This is a genomic window from Arthrobacter sp. P1_A5 (genome assembly GCF_056406825.1).
Genome location: NZ_JBFTZL010000044.1, coordinates 1 through 23,169, shown reverse-complemented (window position 1 = coordinate 23,169; position 23,169 = coordinate 1). Strand labels below are relative to the sequence as shown.

Annotated in this window: 21 protein-coding genes; 10 read left to right on the top strand and 11 right to left on the bottom strand. The window is 65.8% G+C overall.

What is annotated here, in order from left to right; all coding sequences use genetic code 11:
• The first annotated feature begins 64 nt into the window (after positions 1–64).
• Together AC1D1S_RS09145 and AC1D1S_RS09140 are read left to right on the top strand one after the other, a co-directional pair.
• Positions 65–571, top strand: a complete 507-nt coding sequence (locus tag AC1D1S_RS09145; protein WP_243177839.1) for a universal stress protein — start codon at positions 65–67, stop codon at positions 569–571.
• A 249-nt stretch (positions 572–820) separates the two neighbouring features.
• A complete protein-coding gene (locus tag AC1D1S_RS09140; RefSeq protein ID WP_476945065.1) occupies positions 821–1,951 on the top strand; it encodes a hypothetical protein in 1,131 nt (376 codons plus the stop codon).
• Between the two features lie 74 nt (positions 1,952–2,025).
• On the opposite strand, the gene trxB is transcribed toward AC1D1S_RS09140, so the two are convergent.
• A complete protein-coding gene (trxB, locus tag AC1D1S_RS09135; RefSeq protein WP_476994267.1) occupies positions 2,026–3,018 on the bottom strand; it encodes a thioredoxin-disulfide reductase in 993 nt (330 codons plus the stop codon).
• A gap of 130 nt (positions 3,019–3,148) precedes the next feature.
• Positions 3,149–3,790 carry a LysE family translocator gene (locus AC1D1S_RS09130; protein ID WP_043436044.1) on the bottom strand — a complete coding sequence of 214 codons (642 nt, stop codon included), beginning with the start codon at positions 3,788–3,790 and terminating at the stop codon, positions 3,149–3,151.
• A gap of 340 nt (positions 3,791–4,130) precedes the next feature.
• Between AC1D1S_RS09130 and AC1D1S_RS09125 the strand changes: the two genes are divergently transcribed.
• A complete protein-coding gene (locus tag AC1D1S_RS09125) occupies positions 4,131–5,726 on the top strand; it encodes an MFS transporter (protein ID WP_243177836.1) in 1,596 nt (531 codons plus the stop codon).
• Positions 5,727–5,812: 86 nt separating this feature from the next.
• Here the strand turns inward: AC1D1S_RS09125 and AC1D1S_RS09120 are convergent, their stop codons facing one another.
• The 4 genes from AC1D1S_RS09120 to AC1D1S_RS09105 all read right to left on the bottom strand — a co-directional run bounded on the left by AC1D1S_RS09120 (position 5,813) and on the right by AC1D1S_RS09105 (position 8,663).
• Positions 5,813–6,481 (bottom strand): GAP family protein, encoded by a 669-nt coding sequence (locus AC1D1S_RS09120; protein ID WP_243177835.1) that lies wholly within the window; start codon positions 6,479–6,481, stop codon positions 5,813–5,815.
• A 39-nt stretch (positions 6,482–6,520) separates the two neighbouring features.
• A complete protein-coding gene (locus tag AC1D1S_RS09115; RefSeq protein ID WP_243177834.1) occupies positions 6,521–7,672 on the bottom strand; it encodes an AI-2E family transporter in 1,152 nt (383 codons plus the stop codon).
• Positions 7,673–7,768: 96 nt separating this feature from the next.
• Positions 7,769–8,155 (bottom strand): SHOCT domain-containing protein, encoded by a 387-nt coding sequence (locus tag AC1D1S_RS09110; RefSeq protein WP_230010772.1) that lies wholly within the window; start codon positions 8,153–8,155, stop codon positions 7,769–7,771.
• Positions 8,156–8,249: 94 nt separating this feature from the next.
• A complete protein-coding gene (locus tag AC1D1S_RS09105; protein ID WP_476994266.1) occupies positions 8,250–8,663 on the bottom strand; it encodes a hypothetical protein in 414 nt (137 codons plus the stop codon).
• A 312-nt stretch (positions 8,664–8,975) separates the two neighbouring features.
• On the opposite strand from AC1D1S_RS09105, the gene AC1D1S_RS09100 reads away from it, so the two are divergent.
• Positions 8,976–9,806: a class II glutamine amidotransferase gene (locus tag AC1D1S_RS09100; protein ID WP_476994265.1), complete on the top strand. Its 831-nt coding sequence runs from the start codon at positions 8,976–8,978 to the stop codon at positions 9,804–9,806.
• Between the two features lie 102 nt (positions 9,807–9,908).
• Here AC1D1S_RS09100 and AC1D1S_RS09095 read toward each other — a convergent pair whose 3' ends face one another.
• Positions 9,909–11,414, bottom strand: a complete 1,506-nt coding sequence (locus tag AC1D1S_RS09095) for a hypothetical protein (protein ID WP_476944430.1) — start codon at positions 11,412–11,414, stop codon at positions 9,909–9,911.
• A gap of 254 nt (positions 11,415–11,668) precedes the next feature.
• Positions 11,669–12,229 carry a potassium channel family protein gene (locus AC1D1S_RS09090; RefSeq protein ID WP_243177831.1) on the bottom strand — a complete coding sequence of 187 codons (561 nt, stop codon included), beginning with the start codon at positions 12,227–12,229 and terminating at the stop codon, positions 11,669–11,671.
• 209 nt (positions 12,230–12,438) lie between these two features.
• On the opposite strand from AC1D1S_RS09090, the gene AC1D1S_RS09085 reads away from it, so the two are divergent.
• The 3 genes from AC1D1S_RS09085 (at position 12,439) to AC1D1S_RS09075 (ending at position 16,627) form a co-directional block, all read left to right on the top strand.
• Complete coding sequence (locus tag AC1D1S_RS09085) at positions 12,439–15,021, top strand: helix-turn-helix transcriptional regulator (RefSeq protein WP_476994264.1); 2,583 nt, start codon at positions 12,439–12,441, stop codon at positions 15,019–15,021.
• A 99-nt stretch (positions 15,022–15,120) separates the two neighbouring features.
• Positions 15,121–15,573, top strand: a complete 453-nt coding sequence (locus tag AC1D1S_RS09080) for a universal stress protein (RefSeq protein WP_028276757.1) — start codon at positions 15,121–15,123, stop codon at positions 15,571–15,573.
• Positions 15,574–15,613: 40 nt separating this feature from the next.
• Positions 15,614–16,627 carry a prenyltransferase/squalene oxidase repeat-containing protein gene (locus tag AC1D1S_RS09075; RefSeq protein ID WP_476994263.1) on the top strand — a complete coding sequence of 338 codons (1,014 nt, stop codon included), beginning with the start codon at positions 15,614–15,616 and terminating at the stop codon, positions 16,625–16,627.
• Positions 16,628–16,650: 23 nt separating this feature from the next.
• Here the strand turns inward: AC1D1S_RS09075 and AC1D1S_RS09070 are convergent, their stop codons facing one another.
• The 3 genes from AC1D1S_RS09070 to AC1D1S_RS09060 form a co-directional block, all read right to left on the bottom strand.
• Positions 16,651–16,947, bottom strand: a complete 297-nt coding sequence (locus AC1D1S_RS09070) for a hypothetical protein (RefSeq protein WP_243177827.1) — start codon at positions 16,945–16,947, stop codon at positions 16,651–16,653.
• 193 nt (positions 16,948–17,140) lie between these two features.
• A complete protein-coding gene (locus tag AC1D1S_RS09065; RefSeq protein ID WP_243177826.1) occupies positions 17,141–17,995 on the bottom strand; it encodes an IclR family transcriptional regulator in 855 nt (284 codons plus the stop codon).
• Between the two features lie 127 nt (positions 17,996–18,122).
• A complete protein-coding gene (locus AC1D1S_RS09060; RefSeq protein WP_476945069.1) occupies positions 18,123–19,376 on the bottom strand; it encodes a glycoside hydrolase family 1 protein in 1,254 nt (417 codons plus the stop codon).
• Positions 19,377–19,750: 374 nt separating this feature from the next.
• Here AC1D1S_RS09060 and AC1D1S_RS09055 point away from each other — a divergent pair, with 374 nt between their 5' ends.
• The 3 genes from AC1D1S_RS09055 to AC1D1S_RS09045 form a co-directional block, all read left to right on the top strand.
• Complete coding sequence (locus tag AC1D1S_RS09055) at positions 19,751–21,304, top strand: ABC transporter substrate-binding protein (RefSeq protein ID WP_243177824.1); 1,554 nt, start codon at positions 19,751–19,753, stop codon at positions 21,302–21,304.
• A gap of 65 nt (positions 21,305–21,369) precedes the next feature.
• A complete protein-coding gene (locus AC1D1S_RS09050) occupies positions 21,370–22,323 on the top strand; it encodes an ABC transporter permease (RefSeq protein ID WP_308197214.1) in 954 nt (317 codons plus the stop codon).
• Positions 22,320–23,169: ABC transporter permease (locus AC1D1S_RS09045; RefSeq protein WP_476994262.1), on the top strand; the 850-nt coding region annotated here is incomplete at its 3' end. The genes AC1D1S_RS09050 and AC1D1S_RS09045, both read left to right, overlap by 4 nt.

Here is a 23,169-nt window from a genome sequence, read left to right as displayed (position 1 = left end):
GGATTCCCGCTGCGCCCGCAGGGCATAGACACCCTGCGGGTGCGCGCCTCGACTGACAGGACCCATGGAAACTCCCGGTGATTTTCAGCAGGCCGGGGCCGGTGAATGGTCGGACGGCCCGCTGGTTCTCGGTGTGCCGTGGGAATTCGACGAGCGCCTGGTACGGGCCGCCGCCGGGCTCGCCGCGATCATGGGAGTGCACCTGATTTGCGCGTTCGTGGACCCGGCGAGCTACCTCACCGAGTGGGAGCCCGCCGGAGTCCTGGATGGCACCTCACTTGATCCTGCCCCGAATGTTGAAGCCGAATACCCGGCCTCACAGCTGCTCAGCTGCCTTGAGGGCATTCTCGGTCCTCCCGGCGGGGCATGGTCCTTCCGGGTGCTGAACGGCGAAGTTGCCCACGCCCTGGACCGGCTGGCGCAGAACGCGGACGCGGCTGCGCTGATTGTCGGCGGGCAGCGGCCTGGGCGGATTGCCCAGATGGGCCGGCTCCTGGAGGGCTCGGTCAGCGTTTCCCTGACCCGTCTGCAGGGCAGGCCAGTACTGGTCGTTCCGCACGCGGGTCAGTGACGCACGCGCCGGCCGTGCGTTCCGTCCACCGACGGCGGCCCAACAGCGGGCCAGCACCGCGCCAACAAACCTGAGGCCGGCGGGGCGGGTTCATCCGTTCCGGGTGACGGCCCCGGGCCGCCGCGGCCATAGCGTTGGAGTACCGCCGGTGTGCGAGCGCCCGGGATGCGAAAGATTGCTGGAGCACAAGGGGCTGACGCTGACGGCGGAACTGCACGAGCCGTTAACGCCAGCGAATCGAAGTGAGTGATGGTAGACCCGAACAAGCCAGCAGCCGTCACGTCAGAGGCGCGGGCGCTCTTCGTCGGCAGCGCCGCCTTCCTCGTCCTGGGCGGCATCGCTTTTCTGCTGATCGGGCGGGAACCGGTCCCGTTGTCCGGACGGGGTTCAGTCGGTGACATTGCCTCGATCGGCACGGCAGTGTTGGGCGCCGGGGCGGTGGTGGCCGGTTGCCTGCAACGTCGTCCGGCTGTGGCACCGGAGGCCCGCGGGGGAGGCCGGATCCGCACGTCCATCGATATCGCCGCACTCGCGCTGGCGCACGCCTGCATCTTCCTGCTCGGCTGGCTGGCGCTCTTTTCGCTGTTCCAGCAGGCGTTCATCGGTGCGGTCGTCTACCCGTTCGCGGCCGCTGTCCTGGTCGGGACCACAGGAGCCATCAGCGCCTATATCGCCTACCTGTCCGCGCTCAGCATGACCGCCTACCGGCTCGCGGCCCTCCTCGCCGGCTTCCTGGTCACCGGCCTGCTCACGAGCATGCTCACCGCACAGGATCCACTGTGGTGGCAGGAGAACCTCAGTGCCCTCGGCATGAGCTCCGACGTCTCCGGAGTGGCGTTCAACTTCACCCTGATCGTCGCCGGCGTGGTCATCTCCACGCTGGCGGGATATGCGACGGCGACCCTCGCGGCGACCGCGAAGTCCCCGTCCGCGCTGCATCGGGTGAGGCTGCTCGAAGGCGGGATCGCCCTGATCGGCGTCTTCCTCGCCTGCGTGGGATTGTTCCCCGTCGATGAGCGCTTCGGGCTCCACACCCTGGTCGCGTCCGGCATGGTGGTGGTCTTCGCGTCCCTTATTGTCCGCATCCGCACGCTGGTTCCGTCCGTCTCGGCCACCTTCGCTGCGCTTGGCTGGCTATTCCTGGCGGTCATCGTCGTCGCCGCGGTGCTGTGGTTCCCGGTGGGCTACTACAACCTGACCGCGGTGGAGCTGATCGCCGCGTCGCTGATCTTCGCCTGGCTCATCATCCTGATCCGTAACCTCGCAGCCGTCGATGCCGACCAGCTTGAGGCGAACCTGCCGGCCCGGCCGCTGCCATCGCCGGCTGAGCCTGCGAATCGGCCAGTTTCCGCAACAGACAGCGCAGTGCCCGACCCGTAAGTGCCGCGGGGCCTGCCGACGACGGAAGTGCCGACGCCGGGAGTGCCGTCGGGAAGGGCCGCTTCAAGGCTCGCCTATGAGTGCGTCGGTTCTTCGACCAGCGCTGTGGCGATGCTGTCGGCGTCCTCGAGCGCGGACAGGAAGCGTTCGGCGTCMAGGGCCGCSGCRCAKCCSGTKCCGGCRGCGGTGATGGCCTGGCGGTAGCGGTGGTCCACGGCGTCSCCGCASGCGAAGACKCCRGTSAGGTTGGTGMMSGTSGTAGGGGAGTCGACCTKGATGTAGCCGTCGGCATCGAGGTCTATCTGGCCGGCCAAAAGCTCGGTCCGGGGCACGTGCCCGATCGCGACGAAGATGCCCGTGGCGGCCTGCTGCCGGGTGTCGCCGGTGCGGGTGTCGGTCAGGGTCACTCCGGTGACCTTGCCGTTGCCGTGGATCGCGGTGACGGCGGAGTTCCAGGCGAACCTGATCTTGGGGTTGTCCTTGGCCCGCTGGGCCATGATCCGGGAGGCGCGCAGTTCGCCCTTGCGGACCACCACGGTCACCGATTTGCCGAAGCGGGTCAGGAACGTGGCCTCCTCCATCGCCGAGTCGCCGCCGCCGACCACGATGATGTCCTGGTCGCGGAAGAAGAAGCCGTCGCAAGTGGCGCACCAGGACAGTCCGTGGCCGCTGAACTTCTTCTCCTCCGGCAGGCCCAGTTCCTTATACGCCGAGCCCGTGGCGAGGATGACGGCGGGCGCTTCATGTCTCGCCCCGGCGGCGGTGACCACACACTTCAGGTGCCCGGCGAGCTGCACCTCGGTGACGTCGTCGAACACCACCTGCGCGCCAAACTTTTCGGCCTGCTGCTGCAGGCCGTCCATCAGTTCGGGGCCCTGGATGCCGCCCGGGAAACCGGGGAAGTTTTCCACCTCGGTGGTGTTCATCAGAGCGCCCCCGGCAGTGACCGCACCGGCGATGACGAGCGGCTTGAGCCCGGCCCGGGCGGCGTAGATCGCCGCGGTGTACCCCGCGGGACCGGACCCGATGATGATCAGCTTCTCGGTTGTCTTGATTGCGGCGCTCACGGTCGGGCTCCTTCGGTGACGGTTGCCGGCATGTGCTGATCATCCCGCCCGGTGGGGCGCTTATCAACGCCCCCGGGGTTGATCCGGAGTTCGGACACCCGGGAACGCTGCGCGGGAGCTGCCCGGGCAGCTAGGCGGAGGCCAGCGTCTGAGTCAGGATGGTGCCGCCAACCCCGACCAGGACCGCGCCTGAACCCCCGACAACGATCCGGCCGGTCCGGGGCCGCGCGAGGACTCCGGTCACTTTCTTGAGCGCGCTGAGCAGCAGCACGTACCAGGCCAACGCGATCAGCAGGAAGATGCCCGCCATCAATGCGTGCTGGGCGAGGGGCGGCAACGGGGCGACAGTGAACTGCGGGAACAGCGACAAGTAGAAGACGGCGACTTTCGGGTTGAGCAAGTTGCTCACCATTCCTTGCACGAAAGGCGAGCTCCCGCCGCGTTGGCGTTCTGCTGCCGGTGCCGGGGGTTGGCTGGGTTTGGGTGTTCTGGCGAACGCCTCAGCGAAGGCGCGCAGGCCCAGGTAGAGCAGGTAGGCGGCCCCGGCAATTCTGATCCCGGTCCCGACGACTTCCGAGGCCCCCAGCAGCGCCGTGACACCGAGCACCGCCAGCACGGCAAGGATCGTGTTGCCAACCATTATGCCGGCGGCGGCTGTGGTTGCCGCCCGTGTGCCGCGGGGCGCATTCCTGAGGACAAGTGCAAAGTCAGGTCCGGGCACCACCACTACGACCAAGCAGGTCAGCACGAAGGCTGCCAGTTGTTCCAGCATCGGGGATTTCCTCCGGGCGTCAGTCTGTGGCGGTGGGTGGTGAATTTCTGTCCGGGAACGAAACCCGGGCAGCCTTCTACGTTAGGCCAATACGGGCACACTGGAGCGCAGCCCCGCTCGTCGCCGGCGGAAGGGGGCAGCAACCTCACCCGCTGGGCATGATTCGGTCTCGAGGCCGGACCGCTAGCTTTGCATCAGCATCGCATTGCGGTGGGCGCTGATGGGATGTGCCTGCAGGACCATGCTCATGCGTGAACTGCCCGGTCTGCTCCAGAGGAGGCAACATGTCCGGTTGTGTGGTGGACCCGAGCGAGCCAACGAGTGTGGGAGGCGGACCGCGATGAACCCTCCGAAGGACGCCGGGACCCCGCCGGTGCAGTTCAACCAAAGGCTGGCGCTGCTGCTGGCCATGGCGATGTTCGTGCTGGTTGTCGACACGTCGATCATGAACGTATCGATCTCCGCCGTGGTGGACGACATAGGCGCGACCGTCAGCGGACTCCAGTCGACAATCGCCCTCGAGGCGCTGGTATCCGCGGCCTTTATCCTGATCGGCGGCAAGATTGGCGACCTGATCGGGCGCAAGCGCGCCTACGTCATTGGGCTTTCCTGCTACGCCGTCGGCGCCGTGGCGATGACGCTCGCCCAGACTCTCCTCCCGGTGATCATCTGCTGGGCCCTGATCGGCGGCCTTGGCGCCTCGCTGCTCCTTCCCGCCATGCAGTCGCTCATCCACGGAAATTTCGAGGGAGATGCCCAGCACCGGGTCTACGCCCTGGTCGGCGCGTCGGCCGCGATCGCCGCCGCCGTCGGTCCTCTGCTCGGGGGCTTCCTCACCACGTTCCTGTCCTGGCGCGTCGCCTTTCTGCTCGAGGCCCTCATCATCGCGGTCGTCCTGTCCGGAATCAAGCTCGTCAAAGACGTGCCGTACACCGGGCCCCGGGAACTGGATATCTTCGGATCACTTCTGTCCATCGTCGGCATGGGCGGCGTCGTGCTCGGAATCCTGGTCTGGCAGGAAGGCGGCGAGGCAGTGGGCGCACTCCTGGCCGTGGGTGCCGTCGGACTGGGCGGCCTGGTCTACTGGCTCCTTCAGCGCAAACGCCGCAACAAGCCGACGCTGCTGGACCCGGACCTGTTCCAAGCAAAAGCCTTCCGCTTTGGTGCCACGGGACAAATGCTCCAGCAGATCGCTCTGGGTGGCACCATGATCGTGCTGCCCATCTACCTTCAGATGGTGCTCGGATACAACGCGATGCAGTCAGGCCTGTCCATCGCCCCGCTCTCGCTGACCATGTTCGCTGTCGCCATGATCGTCGGGAAGAGGTCCGGGAGGCGGCGCCCGGCCAGCCTCATACGTTGGGGCTTTCTGTTTCTGATCGCGGGTTTGCTGGTGCTGGTCCCAATCGTGCCGCGAGCTGACTCCGGCTGGTGGCTGCTGATCCCGCTGATCATTTCAGGCTTTGGCCTGGGGCTGCTGGTATCCCAGCTCAACAACTACACCTTGTCCCCGATTTCGGACGAGCGGGTCAGCGAGGCCGCCAGCGTGAACTCGGCCGCGGGATCGTTCGGCTTGTCCTTCGGACTTGCGTTCGCCGGCGGCATCATGCTGGCATCGCTCTCGACCATCTTCATCGGCTTGTCCGATGCCAGCACGGTCCTCCCGCCCGACGACAAGCAGCAGGTCGCGACGGTACTGGAAGACGACGCCCAGGTGATGAGCGACGCGCAACTCCAGGAACAGATCGCCGGCCAGCCGGAGGACATCCAGAACGAAATCATCCGCATCAACACGGAGGCACGGCCCCTGGCCCTCCAGATTGCACTGTTCGTCCCGATCCTTGCCGGCCTTGCCGGGCTGGGTACTTCGTTCCGCATGATTCGGATCCCTGACCCCAAGCCCGCCGGCACCGGCGAGGGGAGCGTCCTGGGCTGAAGTCCACAGCGGCGAGCGTCCAGGTGCACCCCTGACAGCGAAGTTCCCCGGGATCCGTCGAGGCGCGTGGTYTCGGGGTAGTCCGATCAGAGCTGGAGAAGGCTGTAGCCCACGAGGAAGATCCCAATCGTCAGCGTCGCGATCGCTGCGATCCTGCGGCCATTGCGCTGCAGCCAATTGAACAGGGCGGTCAAAGGCACTTGGGCCCGTTCGGGGGAGCGCAGCCACACAGCGACCGGAATGATGACGGCTGACTGGACCACGGCGGCGTAGGCGAGGACAAGCAGGCTGCTTGGCAGCGGCGGCAGTTCCTGGACACCGATCACGGCACCGGCGGTGACGGCCAGCAGGAGTGCCTTCGGGCGAAGGTTAAAGCCAAGGCCCAGGACGACGAATTCCCAGGGCCGGGCCGAGCGGAACCGCGACTTCATCTTGCCAAGCATGGCGTTGTCCCGGCCGCCCTTGCTCACGAGGAGGTACACGGCGTACGCAACCAGAAGCGCGCCGATCACAATGGCGAACTGTGCCACCCATTCGTCCTTACGCAGGCGCGGCGGTTTGACGGGCAGGAATTGCAGCCCGACCGCCGCCAGGCCCACGACCACGATCGAACCCGCGAGGCTGCCGATCAGGAAGGGAAGGGCGCCGCGGCGCGGACTTGGCGAGAGCAGAATCATGATCGTCACGCTGACAGGCACTGTGCTGAGAGCCCCGGCCAGGGCGAAGAGAGCCAGGCTGCTGAGAGTGCTCAGCATGCTCCCCTCACCTTCCCCCGGCAGCACCCCGACGGCATGTCATGCCTTCGGCCCGCTTCCGGTGTCCGGGCGGCCCGTCTTCAGTCGTCCGCGGCGTGCCCGGATCGCCTTGTCTTCTTCCTTGATGAGCAGTTCGAGGTCCTTATTGTCGCCCGTCAACGGCCGCCACCATGAAAGTGTCGGGTCGGAATCGAGCAGGATGGTTCGGAACAAGAGCGTCAGGGGAACGGCGAGGACGGCGCCCACAGGACCCAGGACCACTGCCCAGAAGAGGACGGAGAAGAAGGTCAACGTCTCACTCAGCGACACCGCGTTGCCCACGTATTTCGGCTGGATGATCGACTGGATGATGCTGTTGATTCCGCCATAGATGATGATGACTGCCACGAAGGTCGGCCAGCCCCCGGTGAGATAGCCGAAGAACAACGGTGGGATGATGGCGATGAAATACCCGATGTTGGGGATGAAGCTGCAGATGAAAGACAGCAGCCCCCAGAGCAGGGCGCCGGGGATCTGCAGGATGACCAGAACCAGCCAGTTGAACAACCCCTGCGCGATTCCGAGGACTGTGGTGGCGACCATGTAGCGGCGTACACCGGTTCCGAAGCCGTTGAGCGCTGAAACCAGTGCCGGCCGGTGATAGTTCAGGTGAATCAAGAGCGCCGGCACGCGCGAGCCGTCAATCGCCATAAGAATGAGCATGGTCAGGATGATCACGAGGCTGGTCACCAGGCTTGCGACGTTTCCCAGGAGGCCGCCGAGGAACCCGACGATGCGGCCCGGCGTAAACCCGTTCAGGACTGCCTGGGTTTGCTCCGGGCCAAATCCTACAGATTCCAGCATCGCGGAGATCCTTGCGCCGAACTCGGCCATTTGGGGGGCGTATTGCGGCAGCAACGCGGAGAACTGGGCGAGTGAGGCAATCAGGACTGCGGCGAAGGCGGTCAGCAATCCGAAGACAGCCGCGATGGTGGTCCCGGTGGCGATGCCCCGGGAAATTCCCCGTGCCTGCATCCAGCGGCGCAGCGGATGGACACAAAGCGTCAGCACGAAGGCAAAAAAGACGGGGGTGACTATTCCCTGGATCGCGCCGAGGCCGAACGCTGCAATCGTCGCGCTGGCCAGGGCGAGCAGGATTATTACGGTGCGGGGGAGGGCCGAACGATTGGATTCCGATGGTTCCGGCTCCATGAGCCCTCCTTGGTTCAGCCTAGCCATATCTTAGAAGCCTCATGGCCTCATGAATAGCGAGTTGGCCAGGCCTGCTCCTCGCGCCTCAACCCGGAGTCAGACGACGATCTTGCTCTTGATCTGGGCAAACTCCTCTGCACTGATGGTTCCCGCGTCCATGAGTGCTTTGGCTTTCGCGATCTCCTCGGTGGGGCTGGCCGTGGCGACACTGCGGATGTAGGCATCGGTTTCCTGCTGGGATTTACGGGCCCGCGCCATTGACCGCTCCGCCATGCCCTTGCCCCGGGCAATCATGTATGCCAGCACGGTCAGGAACGGTATGAAGACCAGAAGGACGATCCAGACGGCTTTCCACCAGCCACTGAGTTCGTCGTCGCGGAAGAGGTCGCCGATCACCATGAACACTGCATACAGGAAGGCGATAATCGCATAGAAGATGAACAACCACCAGAGAATATCCCAAAAGTTCTCGAAGAAATTCATTTTGGCTTCCCTACTTTCGCTTGGTGCGGCGTCGCCTACGAACGCAGCCTTGGATGGGAATGGGTTTCACCGCGGATATCCCGGAAGACCCGGGCTAGCACTTGGCGTCATTCGAGAGATCGCTGATGGCGGCCTGCACGTTCGCGGCTTCGTCCTTGAGCGAGTTGGCCGCCTGCGTCAGGGTGGCGTCGTCGGGAACGGAGTTCACAGCGGAGGTGAACTTCTGTTGGGCAGCTTTAACGGCATCCACCCGATCTTTGGCCGCGTCGCTGGCCGCGTTGACCAGATCGTCGTAGCTCTTCCGCACCTGATCACGGGCCGCCTGGATCTGGCCGATCGTGGCGCCTGGCTTGAGGGAGTCCTTGAAATTCGTCAGGGCTGTTGAAAAGCCAGTGGCCGCAGCGCAAACCGGTGAAACGCTCGCCGTCGGGCTCGCGCTGGGGCTGTTGCTGGGTCCCGAGGTGGCGCAGCCGGCGAGCAGCGCAACTGCCGCCCCGAGCGCAGACATTCGCGCGAGGACTGGTTTTGGTGTCGACATTGGACTCGCCTCTCCATGGGCTTTCGCCTGGCAGCCCAATCACTGGCAGGTACCACCAGTGTTGGGTGAGGGGCCCGCTTGCGCGTCAMCCGCCGCGGGTGATCCTTTCACGCCGCTCCCCATGCCAGGCACGCCGCTGACCAGCGGGGACGCGACGCCGGAACTATCGAACACGGGTGGGACCCCATTGCCTCCCACCCCGCGGCCCGAATCACCCCGGGGTGATGATGTGCCCGCTCCGTCGCCGTGATGGACTGCAGTCCACAACTGAGGGAGGATGCCATGTGTCGTTGGCTAGCGTATTCGGGTTCGCCGGTGCAACTGGAGGAGCTGTTGTACAAACCGACCAACTCGCTCGTGATGCAGAGCAAGCACGCTCGAATGGGCGTTGAAACCACCAACGGGGACGGCTTCGGCGTGGGCTGGTACGGATCCGCGCCGTATCCCGGGTTGTTCCACAGCACGGAGCCCGCGTGGAATGACCGCAACCTCCGCGAGTTGTCGGCCCAGGCGTCGGCCGGCCGGGTCTTCGCGCACATTCGGGCCTCGACCGGATCGGCGGTCCAACAGACCAACTGCCATCCATTCCGCCACGGCAGCTGGCTGTGGATGCACAACGGACTCATCCGGGAGTTCCCGACGGTGAAGCGCGACTTGGCCATGGCCGTTRAGCCATCGCTCTTTCCGCTGATCGAGGGAGCCACGGACTCAGAGCTCTTCTTCTTCCTCGCCCTGACCTTCGGGCTGGAGCAGGACCCGAGGGCGGCCGTAGCTGCCGCGGTTGGACTGATTGAAGACGTCGGCCGGCGCCACGGGATCGAGCAGCCAATCCAGATGACAGTGGCCACGACCGACGGCGACACCACCTGGGCGTTCCGCTACTCGAGTGAACGGCAGTCCCGGTCGCTGTTCCACAGCACCGACGTCGCGACCCTTCGCGTCCAGTACCCGGAGAACCCGTTGCTTCATGACCTGGCGGACAACGCGCGCCTGGTCGTCTCCGAACCGCTGGGGGATCTCCGCGGGGCGTGGCGGGAAGTACCCGAGGCCACCTGCGTGGTGGTGCACGGCGCCGGCGAGGACCTGTTCCCGTTCACGCCGACCGCCCCCTAGTGCCGGCGGCGGTGCCCCCCTCAGCGTCTGCGACGGGTGCCGCTGCCGTGCAGCACCGGCTGGTGCGGCGCTAACCGGTGGTCCGGTCCCGCCGCCGGCCCTTCACGCGCCGGTTCCTCCGGCGTCGGGCGCCCGGGGGATGGGAGTCGTGGGATACGTGTCATCGGGAGGGCCGCCCGCCGTGACCGGCTCACCGGTTGGCTCGGTGCCGGACTCGACACTGGACTCACCGCCGGGCTCGATGCCCGGCTCGCCTCCGGGTTCGGCGCCCGGCACGCCGGCTACGGCCGGCCGGCACAGCAGTTCGACCACGAGAATGACCAGCACGGCCAGGACGGCCGTCCAGATGGCGACGGCCGCCGTCGGGTCCTGCCAGAAGATCAGCACCAGCACAGCGATGCCGACGACGGTGGCTTCGATGATCCGCCGGTAGCGGGCCAACCAGAGCTGCCATGGCTTGGCCTGGCCGCCGCCGATCTTGCCGGTGATGTAGTCGCCCGCAGTCGCCAGGCCGTGCCGGACATACTCCGCGGGACGCGAGTGGCCCCCCAGAAATGCTGCCAGGGCGATCAGCAGTCCGACGACGAAGACCAGGCGCAGGCTGGTGCGCAGCGGTACCAAGAGCGCCTCGACCAGGCTTTCTGCCGCCGCTGGGGAGACAGCACTCGTCGGAATCGAGTTCAGGACGTAGCTTCGCCCGATCACAAGGGACAGCGCCAGCACCGCCATCGACACCGCCACGGCTAACCCCACGCCGCTCGTCGTGCTCCGTCTCCGGCCCCGGGGGGCAACGGCAATGGCGCCCACGGCGCTGAGCACCGTCAGCCACGCCAGTATTGGGCCGAGCCGGTCCAGGGTCCGGATGGTTTCCGTGGCACGGACCAGTTCAGGCGACTGGAACAGGGCGATCTGCGCGTCAACTTCCGGGATCCTCGAGGCGATATCCACCCCTTGCTGGACAAGGAGAGTCTTGACCCGGGCGATGATCTCTTTCGTGGAAATCGACACCGTGCCGTTCTCATCAATACTGACCGTGCCTCCCGTACTTCCCGTGGCAAGGTTGACCAGCCCCTGGTGCGCGACCCGGTTCACCTGGATCCAAAGGTCCTGGAACTGCGGTGTCGCAACGAATCTGGCAACGGCGGTATGGATGAGCGTTTTGGTCTGCTCCGCAAGCATCGGGGCCAGCCCGGTGAGCACGGCCGCCACGCGGGGCGCCGTTTTAGCGAGCTCGTTCAGGGCATCGCGCGTGATGGTCTGGAAATCCACGGCGTCGGTGATCTGTTGGGTGACCTTGTCGGCGATTTCGGCCTGGATCGCAGGGTCCGAGGCCAACGGTGCGACGGTGGCGACGTAGCGATCGGTGTCGATGACTTCGCTGCGCAGGTAAAGGGCCGGAACTGTCGCGAAGGCCAACAGGCCAGTGATAACCACCAGCACGATTGCCACAATGCGCCGGGCCAGCCCCGTATGCCGCACGGCCGGCCTGGGCGGGGCCTTGCGGGCAGTGTCCCGTTCCTGCTGGAGACGGGCAACTTCTGCCCGTAACCGCAGAATTTCTTCCTGTTCCGGGCTAGCGGGGCCAGCGGGCTGATCGTTCAGCGACATGAGGGGATCCGCCTTAGCTTGTGTTCCGCGGCTGGGCATTTCACGGCTATTTTCATTGTTCACTCGGCGTGCCGGTCCAGCCCCACCCACACAGGGTGATCTGTCACGCCGGGGAAGGGCCGGCCACGGCCGTCCCTACGGGCTGGAGGCCGCGCGTCGGACGTGCAGAGTGGCGCACCGAATCCCGGCACTGCCCGCGAAATTTCAGCCGGCCGGCCCGCTGTCATCCGTTTTGGGTGATGACGGCGGCGGATTCAGGATTCGCCGCCCAGACGCCGCCCGGCCGCGAAGAACGCGACTTTTGCGATCAATAGGAGTGCACCTAAATCGGCAATCATTTGGACGGACACGACACCCCTCGCCAGCTGGCTTACCGGCGTAATATCCCCGAACCCGACGGTGGCAAACGTGGAAGTGGTGAAGTAAAGGGCATCGGTTCGGCTCAGGGGCTCGCTAAACGCCGCCGCAGATGTGATCGACATTGATGTGTAAAGGAGCGCGAAGAGACACAAAAACATCAACAGGGTTTCGGCGACAGCCGCGGCCGCCCGAACCCTCGGAATATGCGCCACGAGTATCAGCCGCAATTGAATTGCCAAGACTGCGAAAAAGACCAGCACGACACCCGCCAGGCGGATCCAGGCGGCCGCGGGATCGGCGTCATTGAATCCCCCGACGGGAATAAAGAAATACAGGGCGAGGACCACAACCGAAAATGCGATGAGACGTGCAATCGCGAAAATAATGACCCGCCTGCGGTCGGCCTTGTCGAGGTCATGAAGGAAAATCGGGTCTGTCGGGCTGCCGTGCTTCATAGGCATGACTGATGATACAGCCGGGCACCCAATTCGTGCCGTGCCGCAATCGGGTCGTCCTAATCGCCGTATTGTCGCGCTATGGAGCGGCGCACAAGGGGTCTTTGCGCCCTGTTGGTGCCCTTTTGCCCCCACCTAGCATGTGGAATGTGAGAGATAGGCTAGAAGCCGAATGGGTACCGGGCCCACAGTTCAAGATCCGCCCGCCTGTGCGCGGTCTCGGAGCGCTGGAGCGTCCACGTCTGGAAAGCGCCCTGTCCGCGGCCGCAGATTCGCACCGCCTGACCCTCGTTGCGGCCCCGGCCGGCTACGGCAAGTCCACGTTCCTGGGTGATTGGGTCCGCAAGTGCGCTCTGCCGTGCGCATGGCTGTCACTTGACCGGTTCGACACGCAGCCCGCGCGGCTGTTTCACGGTGTCGTTGGGGCGATCCAGTCCGCGGCGAGCAAACTGCCGTTGCCCGGAACCGACGCCCTCCTGGCTCTTGACCCGAGCCTTGCCCATGACCGGGCGGCTTCCTACGACCTTCTCCTCGGGGCACTCGAGCACCTCACCGAACCGATTGTCCTGGTGATCGATGACGTCCATTTGGCCGGACCTGGGCTGGCGAACGGAATCGTCGGGGTGCTCGCAGCATCGGCACCCCCCTCACTGCGGCTGGTCCTCTCGGGACGCGGCCATACGTCCATCCAGCTCGAAAGATTCCGGTACGGCGAGGGACTGGGTGAACTTCGCGCCGCCGAACTGGCCTTCACGCGGGAGGAAGTTGCCCAGTTCGCCAGTGCGCTGGGGCAGGATCAAACGTTCGACGCCGGGTCGCTCTGGAAGATGACTGCCGGCTGGCCTGTGGCAGTCCACGCCAGCCTGGTCACGTTGGCGCAGGCGCGCAACGTGCCGCTCGCAACGCCAGGCTCCGCGCCGACGCACGTCCCGCTCGCCGACTACGTCGCAGAAGAGATCCTCGACCAGATCGAACCGTCGCTGGCCGAATTCATTCTCAGGGCCACTACCAGCGACTGGCTCGGCCGCCGGCTCGCCGTCGAACTCGAAGGCCGTCCCCGCGGCGGCGTGCTGCTTGAGGAATGCCTCCGTAACGGGCTCTTCATCGAGGAGCACGAATACCGTGCGGGCGAATCGATGTTCCGGTGGCATTCCCTCTTCGCGGCGCAGTGCCGGCGCATCCTGCAGCGGCGCGACCCTCTGCTCGCCGAGCGTCTGCACCGCGTGGCGGCGAGGTACTACCAGGACGTCGACGTCGTCGAGGGCGTCGCCCAGGCGCTGCAAGGAAGCGCACCCCGGCAAGCCGTGATTTCCCTCGGCGCCCATTGGCTCGAATTCCTGCTCGGAAACGACGTGCAGACCCTTGAACGGCTGTGCCTGGATCTCCCCGCACCGTGGGGCGAGGATCCGGAGATCCTGATGATCCGTTCGGTCTGCCGTGCCCTTTCCGGCGACGGCACCGCCGCAGCCGAGCTCACCGACCGGGCGCTGTCGCGGACCTTCGCGCTGGACGCAATTCGACGCCGGAGACTGGAGAGTTACCGGGCGCTCTACGAGCCGTTGCCTGCCGACGGCCGCCTGGACCCGCACACCGAGACGGACGACGGCCAGACGACGACGGACATTTCAGGCGATGGGCGCTCCAGCTCCTTCTCGACAGGACTCTTCCTGCTGGCCCAGGCAGAGTTCCGGCTGCACCGCACCGGCGAACTTGCGACGGCGCTACTCCAGGCAACGGCGGCCACGGGCAACCCGGAACAGCTGGAAGCCGTGGAAATCTGCGCCCAGGCCGAGCTCGCGTTGGCTCACGCCATCGCCGGTAACCTCGCGAGCGCCGACGAACTTGGCACGGCGGCGTTGGAACGGGGAGAGGCGCTGGGTTGGAATTCGCGGCAACGGATGGCTCCGGCCTGGCTGGCCCGGGGCATCGCGTGCTACTGGAATGATGATCTGAAGGCTGCGCGGACCTGTCTTACCAAAGCACAGCGATTGGGCAGCGAGCTGTTACCGACGGGTCCGCTCAGCGCCATCTATCGGGTCCTGGTTGATTGCGCCGCCGGCGACCTGCCCCGCCTGGCCGACTCCGGTGCGGCGCTGGAGTCCTTTCACGGGCGGGGACGGTACGCCGTGTCATGGAATGCCCTGGAGACCATCGCGGTAGCGAAAATTGCCGAAGCCAGGGGCGACCGGGACGGAGCTTTGCGGACCGTCCAACCACTGGGTGCCGGGGGGCWCGGCGCATTGGCGGATACGCTGCTGGCGGAGTTGCTGCGTCGCGAAGGTGACACCGCCGCTTCGCAACGCTGTGCCGAGTCACTGGCCGAACGCCGCGGCAGCTCATATATCGACACCTGCCTGAGCCTGACCGAGGCGATCATGGCCCATGGAGCCGGAGATGCCGCGGCGGCACACGAGCGGATTGAACATGCTGTCCTCCGTGCCGAGCCTGAAACCGTCCTGCGTCCTTTCGCCGAACGGAGAGAGGAATTGGCGGATCTGCTCGTGGAGCACGCTGTATGGGGCACAGCGCACGAGTCGTTCATYGCAGCGCTGATGGCACGCGAGRCACAGGGTGAGACCCGCCTTCGTGCGCAGTCCTACTGGAACCTGACCGAGCGCGAACGCGAAGTCCTTTCCTACATGCGCTCCATCATGACCGCTGCTGAAATTGCCGAGGCGTTGTACATTTCCGTGAACACGGTCAAGACCCACGAACGGTCCATTTACCGCAAACTCGGGGCGGTAAGCAGGCGCGACGCGCTCAAGACGGCCGCCAAGCGTGGCATCGTCTGAACCCCGCGGCAGCCTTGATGGCCTTCGCGGTGAGGCACCGGTCCCGGATGGGGTCAGAGGCCCCTAGCCGCCGCAAACCGGCAGTGAAAGTCTGGAACCATGAAAAAAGTTGATCCCTTTGTGATCGTGATCGGATTTGACGGCTCGAAGCAATCACATGAGGCCCTGGCGTGGGGTGTTGAAGAGGCCCGGTACCGCAATGCGGAGCTCCGGGTCCTGACCGTCTGGAACAAGGCGCCAATGGCGTGGTATCCGGCGATGCTGGAAACGGCGGCAGGCGAAATCGTGGCGGAGGACTCACCGGAGCAGCAGGCTGAAGCGCTGGGCGCCGAGGCGGCGAAATCCGCAGTGGGTGTCAATGTCGTGACGCGGTCCATCAAAAACGACTCAGCGGCCTCGGCAATACTTGAGGCCGCACGGGAAGCCGACCTGGTGATCGTCGGCTCCCGCGGCCACGGCGGTTTCGCCGGGCTGCACATCGGATCGGTCTCCGCCCAGGTGGCCAGCCACTCTCCGTGCCCTGTCCTGGTGATCCGGCCGAAGGCTTCCTGAGCGTCCGATGCCAGCGAGCCGGGAGGGCTACCATCGGCGTATGACCGTCCTGGACTGGCTGATGGATTCAGATCCTTCCCTTCGGTGGCAGGTGTTGCAGGATCTCAGCAACGCCGCGCCCGAGGCCGTTACCGCAGAGCGCGCGCGGGTAGCGACCGAAGGCTGGGGTGCCCGCCTGCTGGCATTGCGGGACGAGGACGGCCAATGGGCGCATGGCGCATATTTCCCCGCCCAGGGCGACCGCCCCGACGGCGGCTGTGCCGAGAGCGGCCGTGCCGAGGGCGGCGGTGCGGATGATGCCGGCGGTGACACAGGTTGGGACCGCGTCCCCCAGCCGTGGACCGCCACAACGTACAGCTTGCTCCTGCTGCGTGACTTCGGGATCGACCCGCGAAGTGAGCAGATGCGCCAGACCATAGCGCTGGTCAGGGACAACTGCCGCTGGGAGGAGGGCGGCCAGCCGTATTTCCAAGGCGAGGTGGAGCCGTGCATCAACGGAATGACAGTGGCGCTCGGCGCGTACTTTGATCAGGACGTCGACGGCGTCGTCTCCCGGCTCGTCAGCGGGCAACTGGGCGACGGCGGGTGGAACTGTTGGGCGGAGTCCGGCGCCGTGGTGTCCTCGGCCGCCACGACGATCAACGTCCTCGAGGGCCTCCTGGCCCACGAACGGGTCACGGGCGGCTCGGCGCAGTCCGTGGACGCGCGGCGCCGGGGCGAGGAGTATCTGCTGGAGCGGGGCCTGTTCCGACGCAAGAGCACCGGCGCGGTCATAGACCCGGCTTGGCTGACGTTCTCCTTTCCGACCCGCTGGCACTACGACGTGCTCCGTGCCCTGGAGTACTTCCGTTCGACGGGAGAGCCTCCGGACCCGCGCGTGGCCGAAGCCGTGGAGGTGCTCCGGTCAAAGGAGCAGCCCGACGGGACCTGGTTGCTCGAAAACACGCATCCCGGGATCGTCCATTTCCCGGTTGATGACGGTGACGGCCGGTCCAGCCGGTGGAACACCCTCCGCGCGTTGCGTGTACTCGACTGGTACGGGCGCGCCGTTTGAAGTGGCGTGCGGTTTACCTGCTGCTAGGGCAGAACCTTGTAGAGGTCGATCACCGTCTCTTCGGGCGGAGCGGCGAAGCCGCCCTCAATACCCGCCTGCATCCGGGGCAGGAGGATCGTGTCCCGGAATTTTTCCCAGCTTTCTTTCGATTCGTGGACTGCCATGACCGTCCAGCCACCCTCGGATGCCCCGCCGGCGTGGAAGATCTGACCCTCGGGCAGGAGCCCCGCGCCCGGATGGACGGCTGCAAGCGACGCCTCGTATTGTTCCTTGGTGCCTCCCGGGAAGAAGTGCACGATTCCGTAGGGCGTGGTGGCCATAACAACTCCTAGGCTGGTTTGGACGGGACAAGGCCAGTCCTAGACGCCGCCACCGGGCGTGTCAAGGGCTCGCGGAAGCAGGCGGGGGGCCGGGGAGCCCCATGCCCCGCAGGTTCAACATGATGAGCCTTGATCCCAACGCCGCGGCGGCCTTTCCACTGGTTGGCAGGGCCGGTGGTTGGCAGGTCCGCGGTCAGCCGTCCGACAGAGTCCGGACGTCCTCGGCCAGGGCAGCCCGGTAGCCAAGGTTTCGTGAGACTGCCCTCGCGGTGGCCATCACCGCCGGAGCCAGGACGTTGGGCGGGGTGGTCCCGTCCGGTACCACGATCGACAGTGCGGCCACCACCGTGCCCTGGGCATCAAAGACGGGCGCCGCCACGGAAACAGTCAGGGACGGCGCGGACCGGCGGATCATGGCAATCCCCGTCCGGTGGACGTCGGACAGGGTGCGCCGCAGCTGGCCCTCCGGCATGGGAGCCACGCCCGGTTCAGTTTCCGCGGGTTCCCTGAGGATCTTTTCCTGGAATGCCGCGTCCGAGCCGGCCATCAGGACCAGGCCGACGGCCGTGGAGCGCAGGGGGAGCCGGCCGCCCACCCGGTAGGCGACTTCCGTGGCCTGCTTGGAGGAAAGCCGTTCGATCAGGACGGCCTGGTCTTTATCCCGCACGGCCAACAACACGTGATGGCGCGTCACCTCGAAGAGATCCTCAAGGTAGGGCAACGCGATTTCGCGGATCCCGTGGCCCCTCGGGGAGAGGGACGCTATTTCCCACAGCCGGACGCCCACAACGTAGCGTCCGTCGTCGAGCCGTTCCAGAGCGCCCCAGGCGACCAGCCGGGCAATGAGGCGCAACGCCGTCGGGGCGGGCATTTGCGCAAAACGGGCCATCTCTGACAGGGTCAGCGCCCGGCGGCGGTCCGTGAAGACGGCGAGCAGGCTCAGGGCCCGGTCTATCACCGGTTCGCCCTGTTTGGGCCGCTTGCCGCGCGCGGGAGCGGGGGTTCCGGGCCCGGCGCTGTCCGGATCCCTTTCCTGGGCTGCTGTCATTTCAGACCGTTCCTAGTTCGTCGCCAGTGACCCCCACCACAATAGTGTTTCGCCCAATGAAACTCCTAGCCGGTACTCCATGGCTGCGGCACTGTTGGGGTGGGGCGTCGACTGCGCCGGCGCTGGTTCAAACGGACGCAGTCACCCGCGTCCCGGCAAGGCTGCCGAGGAACTTGGCACTCTCCTTCGGGGTCCGTTCCTGCGTGGCCCGGTCCACCGCGATGAGTCCAAACTTCGGACCGTAGCCAAAGATCCACTCGAAGTTGTCGAAGGCTGTCCAGGCGATGTAGCCGCGGACATCGATGCCGTCGGCCAGGCAGGACGCCACGCCGGCGACCGCCGTGCGGAGGTAGGCCAGTCGCTGAGAGTCGTCGTCGGTCGCCAGGCCGTTCTCCGTGACGATGACAGGGATGCCGGCGACGCTGGCTGCCTCCCGAATGGTCGCTTCGAGGGCCTCGGGGTAAATTTCCTCGCCCATCTGGTTCGTCGCGGCTCCCTCGGGGGCCGGCATCACCCCGTCCGGACCGAAGACCGTCCGGCCGTACGTCTGGATCCCCACGAAGTCGTCGTCGCGGGACGCCACGAGGAAGCGTTCGTTGACCTCTCGACGGATCCTGTCCGCCCGGTCCTGGCCGCCTTCGGCTGCCTGGATGTCGGTGTTGGCCAGGGTCCACCCGACCGGGAGCTCCGGCCGGATCGCCTTGATGGCGGCCCGGCCCTGCCGGTGTGCAGCAAGCTTGATGTCGAAGCCAGCCTCGGAGACCGTGAACTGGAAGGGTGCCACGCGGCTTGCGTCGATCCCGAGCCGGTCTGCCGCGGCCGCCCACAGCGGCACCTCTGCCCTGCGTTCGGGGGCCTCGCCGCCCAGGCCAAGTTCCTTGAGGAGCCACGGGAGGTTGGGCTCGTTGAGGGTGCAGGCGACGCCGATGAGATCGCCGAGGTGCCTCATGGCCCGGTCGCAGTAGCGGGCGAACCGTTCGGGGGTCTGCGGGTCCTCCCAGCCGCCGGCCGCCAGGAGCCACCTGGGTGACGTGAAGTGATGGAAGGTGACTACCGGGATGAGCCCGTGCTCATGGCAGGCCTCCAGCACGCGGCGGTAATGGTTGAGTTCCGCCACCGAGAAGTAGCCTTCCTCGGGCTCGATGCGGGCCCACTCCAAGGAGAAGCGGTAACTCGTGAACCCCAGGTCGGCGATCAGGGCAATGTCCTCGCGGTACCGGTGGTAGTGGTCGACGGCGTCCCCGGACGGTTCGGCGAAGATCGTTCCGGGGAGCCTCTCCAGGAACCAGCAGTCACTGTTGACATTGTTTCCCTCGACCTGGTGGGCTGCCGTGGCGAGGCCCCACAGGAAATCGTGCGGGAAGGCAAAAGAGTCGGTCATCTGGTTCCTTTCGATCTGAGCGCCAAGCGACTGTGCATGGGCTGACTGTCCATCCTCCGCGGTCAATGCCAGGGGAGGGCGGCCGTTTTCATTGGTTGAAAGACTCATCGCTGGTCCCGCGGACATTGCGCGTCCATTCGAGACCCGTCCGGAGTGACCCTCACCACAATACTTTTCCAATCAATGACATTCTCGTGTTTCCGTTTGAGGCGTCGCCGTGATCCTTGAGTGAGCCGGTCGCCGAGACCCATCTGACGAGAGGGGCACCGGCGCAACGGCCCGGAAGCTGGTCACGGACGATCGGTATACAGGCCGCCAGGCTCCCCACGGATGTTGACCCCCGTTTGCTGAGAAAGAATGCGAAGGCGCACTACATGAAACTTCTGAACTCCACCGCACGACGGAGCGCGGCCGTTCTGGCCGGGGCGCTTCTCATGAGTTCGCTCACCGCCTGTGGCGGCGGGACCCAGGCGGCAACCGCCGTCAACAAAGACACATTGACCATCGCCGTCGACAGCGACAGCGCTTCCTTCGGCTTCGATCCGCTGCGTGTCGCCGACGCGCAGCGGCAGTTTTTTGAAGGCCTCTACGAAAACCTCATGACCCTGCAACCGGACGGTTCCGTTGGACCGGGCTTGGCCAAGGAGTTCAGCTACAGCGCGGACAACACGGTCCTTACGCTGACCCTCAAGGAAGGCGTCATCTTCACGGACGGCGCTACCCTGGATGCGGCTCTGGTGAAGGCAAACCTGGACCGCCGCAGCGACCCCGCACTCAGCGCCTACTCCGCAATCGCCAAGGGCGGAGCCCAGGAAATCACTTCGGTGAGTGTTGTCAGTCCCACGCAGGTGGCCATCAAGTTCGCCAAGCCGCAGCCAGGGTTCGAAAAGAACCTCGCCTCCACCATGGGCATGGTTGTCGGCAAGAGCGGTGTTGCCGATACGGCCAGCCTCGCCAAAACCCCGGACGGCTCCGGTCCCTACACGCTCGACCCCTCCACGGTTAAGGGCAACAAGTACGTCATGGTGAAGAACGGCAAGAATGCCGACGCCGCAAACTACGCCTACCAGAAGATCACCTTCAGCGTCATCCAGGATCCCCAGGCGCGCGCCAACGCTCTCGTCTCCGGCCAGGCCGATGTCGCCATGCTCACTTCCCCCACAGTGGACTTCGCAAAGTCCAAGGGCCTCGGCGTGTCCCAGATCGGTGGAACGCTGCACACCATGGTTTCCTTCGACAAGACCGGAAAGACCGCTCCAGCCTTCGCCAGCGAGAAAGTCCGTCAGGCGTTCCAGTTCGCCATCAACCGCCAGTCACTGGTGGATGCACTGCACAAGGGTGACATCGCGGCCTGGAATGCACTTCCCAAGGATTCCGCGGGCTTCACCCATGAGCTGAACACCAAGTTCGCCTACGACCCGGCGAAGGCCAAGAGCCTGCTGGCCGAGGCCGGCTACGCCAACGGCTTCGAGTTCACCATTGTTGGCAGCGCTGAAACCCAGACGGACCTGCAGGCCGTCCAGAAGGATCTGGCCGCCGTCGGAATCAAGATGAACATTAAGATGGCGTCCTCCACCGATGAAGCCTTTGCGGCAGTCGCGACCACGCCCCTCGGCTACGCCGCACTCGGCTGGGACAACCCGGTGGGGCTGATGTACGGGGTGGTCCTGAACGGTTTCACCAATGTGCAGAAGGCCTCCGATGAGCAGTTGACTGCGGCTACGGGCGAAGCCGCGGCCGCGAAGGACGACGCCGCCAAGAAGACCGCCCTCACCAAGCTCAACACCCGCCTGGTGGAATCCGGCTGGATGATCCCGCTCTATGAGTCACTCACCAACCAGGGTTACAACACCAAGAAGGTTCAGCAGGTGAAGTTCGCAGGTTCGAACGCCTACCCGCTTCTCTCGTCCTACGCACCGGCTAGCTGATCACCGAACCTGCCGGACGGCCACCCCGACTCTGGAACGGGCAGCCGTCCGGCAGGTCCTGACCGATGGAGGTCACCATGGCACTATTCATCACCAAGCGTCTGCTGATGGCGCTGGCCACCGTGCTGGTGGTCGCGGTACTGGCATTCCTGCTGGTGCACGCGATGCCCGGCAGCCCCGGCGCTGTGTCGCTCGGCGCCGGTGCCTCCCAAGAAGCGATTGACGAGGTCAACGGGCGGCTCGGCTGGAACGATCCTCTCCTCGCCCAGTTCTTCCGCTGGCTCGGCGACGCCGTCCAGGGCAACCTCGGCACGTCCCTGATCGATGGCCGCTCGGTTAGCGCGGACCTGGGCAACAGGCTTCCGGTGACGGCATCACTCGCGGCTGGCGCCACCGTCCTGAGCGCGATCCTCGGGATCGGCCTGGGCGTGAGCGCGGCGGTCCGCGGTGGCCTGGTGGACCGGATCGTGGGCGGGATCTGCGGCCTGGCCGTGGCCCTGCCTGCCTTCTGGATCGGCATCATCTTTGTGTACCTGTTCGCCGTGCAGTCCTCGGTCTTTCCCGCCACCGGCTACGTGCCGTTCGAAGTCTCACCGCAGGACTGGGGCATGTCCCTGGCCCTTCCTGTCATCACGCTTGCCGTAGGCGGCGCGGCCTTCATCGCCCGCCAGACCAGGGCCTCGATGCTTGAGGCGTTGCAGCAGGAGCACATCCGGACGCTGCGTGCCACGGCCACACCGACCTGGAAAATCCTCTACATCCACGCCCTGCGCTACGCCAGCCTCCCCATCGTGGCCGGCATCGCGCTGCAGTTCATCGGCCTGTTCGGCGGCTCCGTCATCGCGGAGCAGCTCTTCGCCATGCCCGGCCTGGGCCAGGCCGTCCAGACCTCCGTCAGCACCCACGACGCTCCCGCCGTCCAGGGCGTGGTGGTCATCGCCACCGTCGTGGTGGTGGCCGTGAATCTCGTGCTGGAACTCGCCACCAAGTTCCTCGACCCGAAGTTGCGTGCCTCATGATCCCCAACGTCGCCCCCGCTCCTGCCGACAGTGCGCCAGCCACGGCTGCCGCAGCTGTGCAGCCCAAGTCCGGCCAGCGGGCCGCCTTCAGCAAAATTTCCGCAAGCCGGCTCTTCGCCTCGCCCGGCGGCGTGGCCGGCGTCGTATGGCTGGCAGCCCTGGTGGTTGCCTCGCTGACTGCCCAGTGGTGGCTACCCTACAAAACGGAGGACCAGGACTTCACCGCTGTCCTGTCCGGTCCCACCGCCGCGCACTGGCTCGGCACCGACGAACTCGGCCGGGACCTCCTCAGCCGCATCTTCGCTGCCGCCGCAGGCACCCTGGGAACCTCACTGATCACGGTGATTGTCGGCGTCGTGCTCGGAACCGCCCTGGCCATGGTGGCCGCCGGCAGAGGCCAGACGGAAGGAGGGATCAGCCGCGTCACCGAGGTCATGATGTCGCTGCCCGGCACCGTCATCATCCTGGCAGTTATCGGTGCCGTGGGAACCAACATCCCGCTGATCATGGCCATCTTGGGCGTCCTCATTTCCGCCGGCATCTACCGCGTCATGCTGGGCCAGGCCAAGTCGCTCCAGTCCCAGCTGTACGTGGACGCGRCCAAGGTGGACGGCGTCAGCACCCTGGGGATCAGCCTCCGCCACGTTTTGCCCGGACTGACCAACACCATCGTGGTCCAGTCCGCCCTCATCTTCGCTGTCGGCATGCTGATCCAGGCCGGCCTGGCGTTCATCGGCTTCGGCCCGCCCATCCCGCAACCCAGCTGGGGCGGCATGATCCAGGGCGCTTCCCAGCACGTCTACGACGCCCCGTGGCTGATGGTTCCCACCGGTGCGGTCCTTGCCC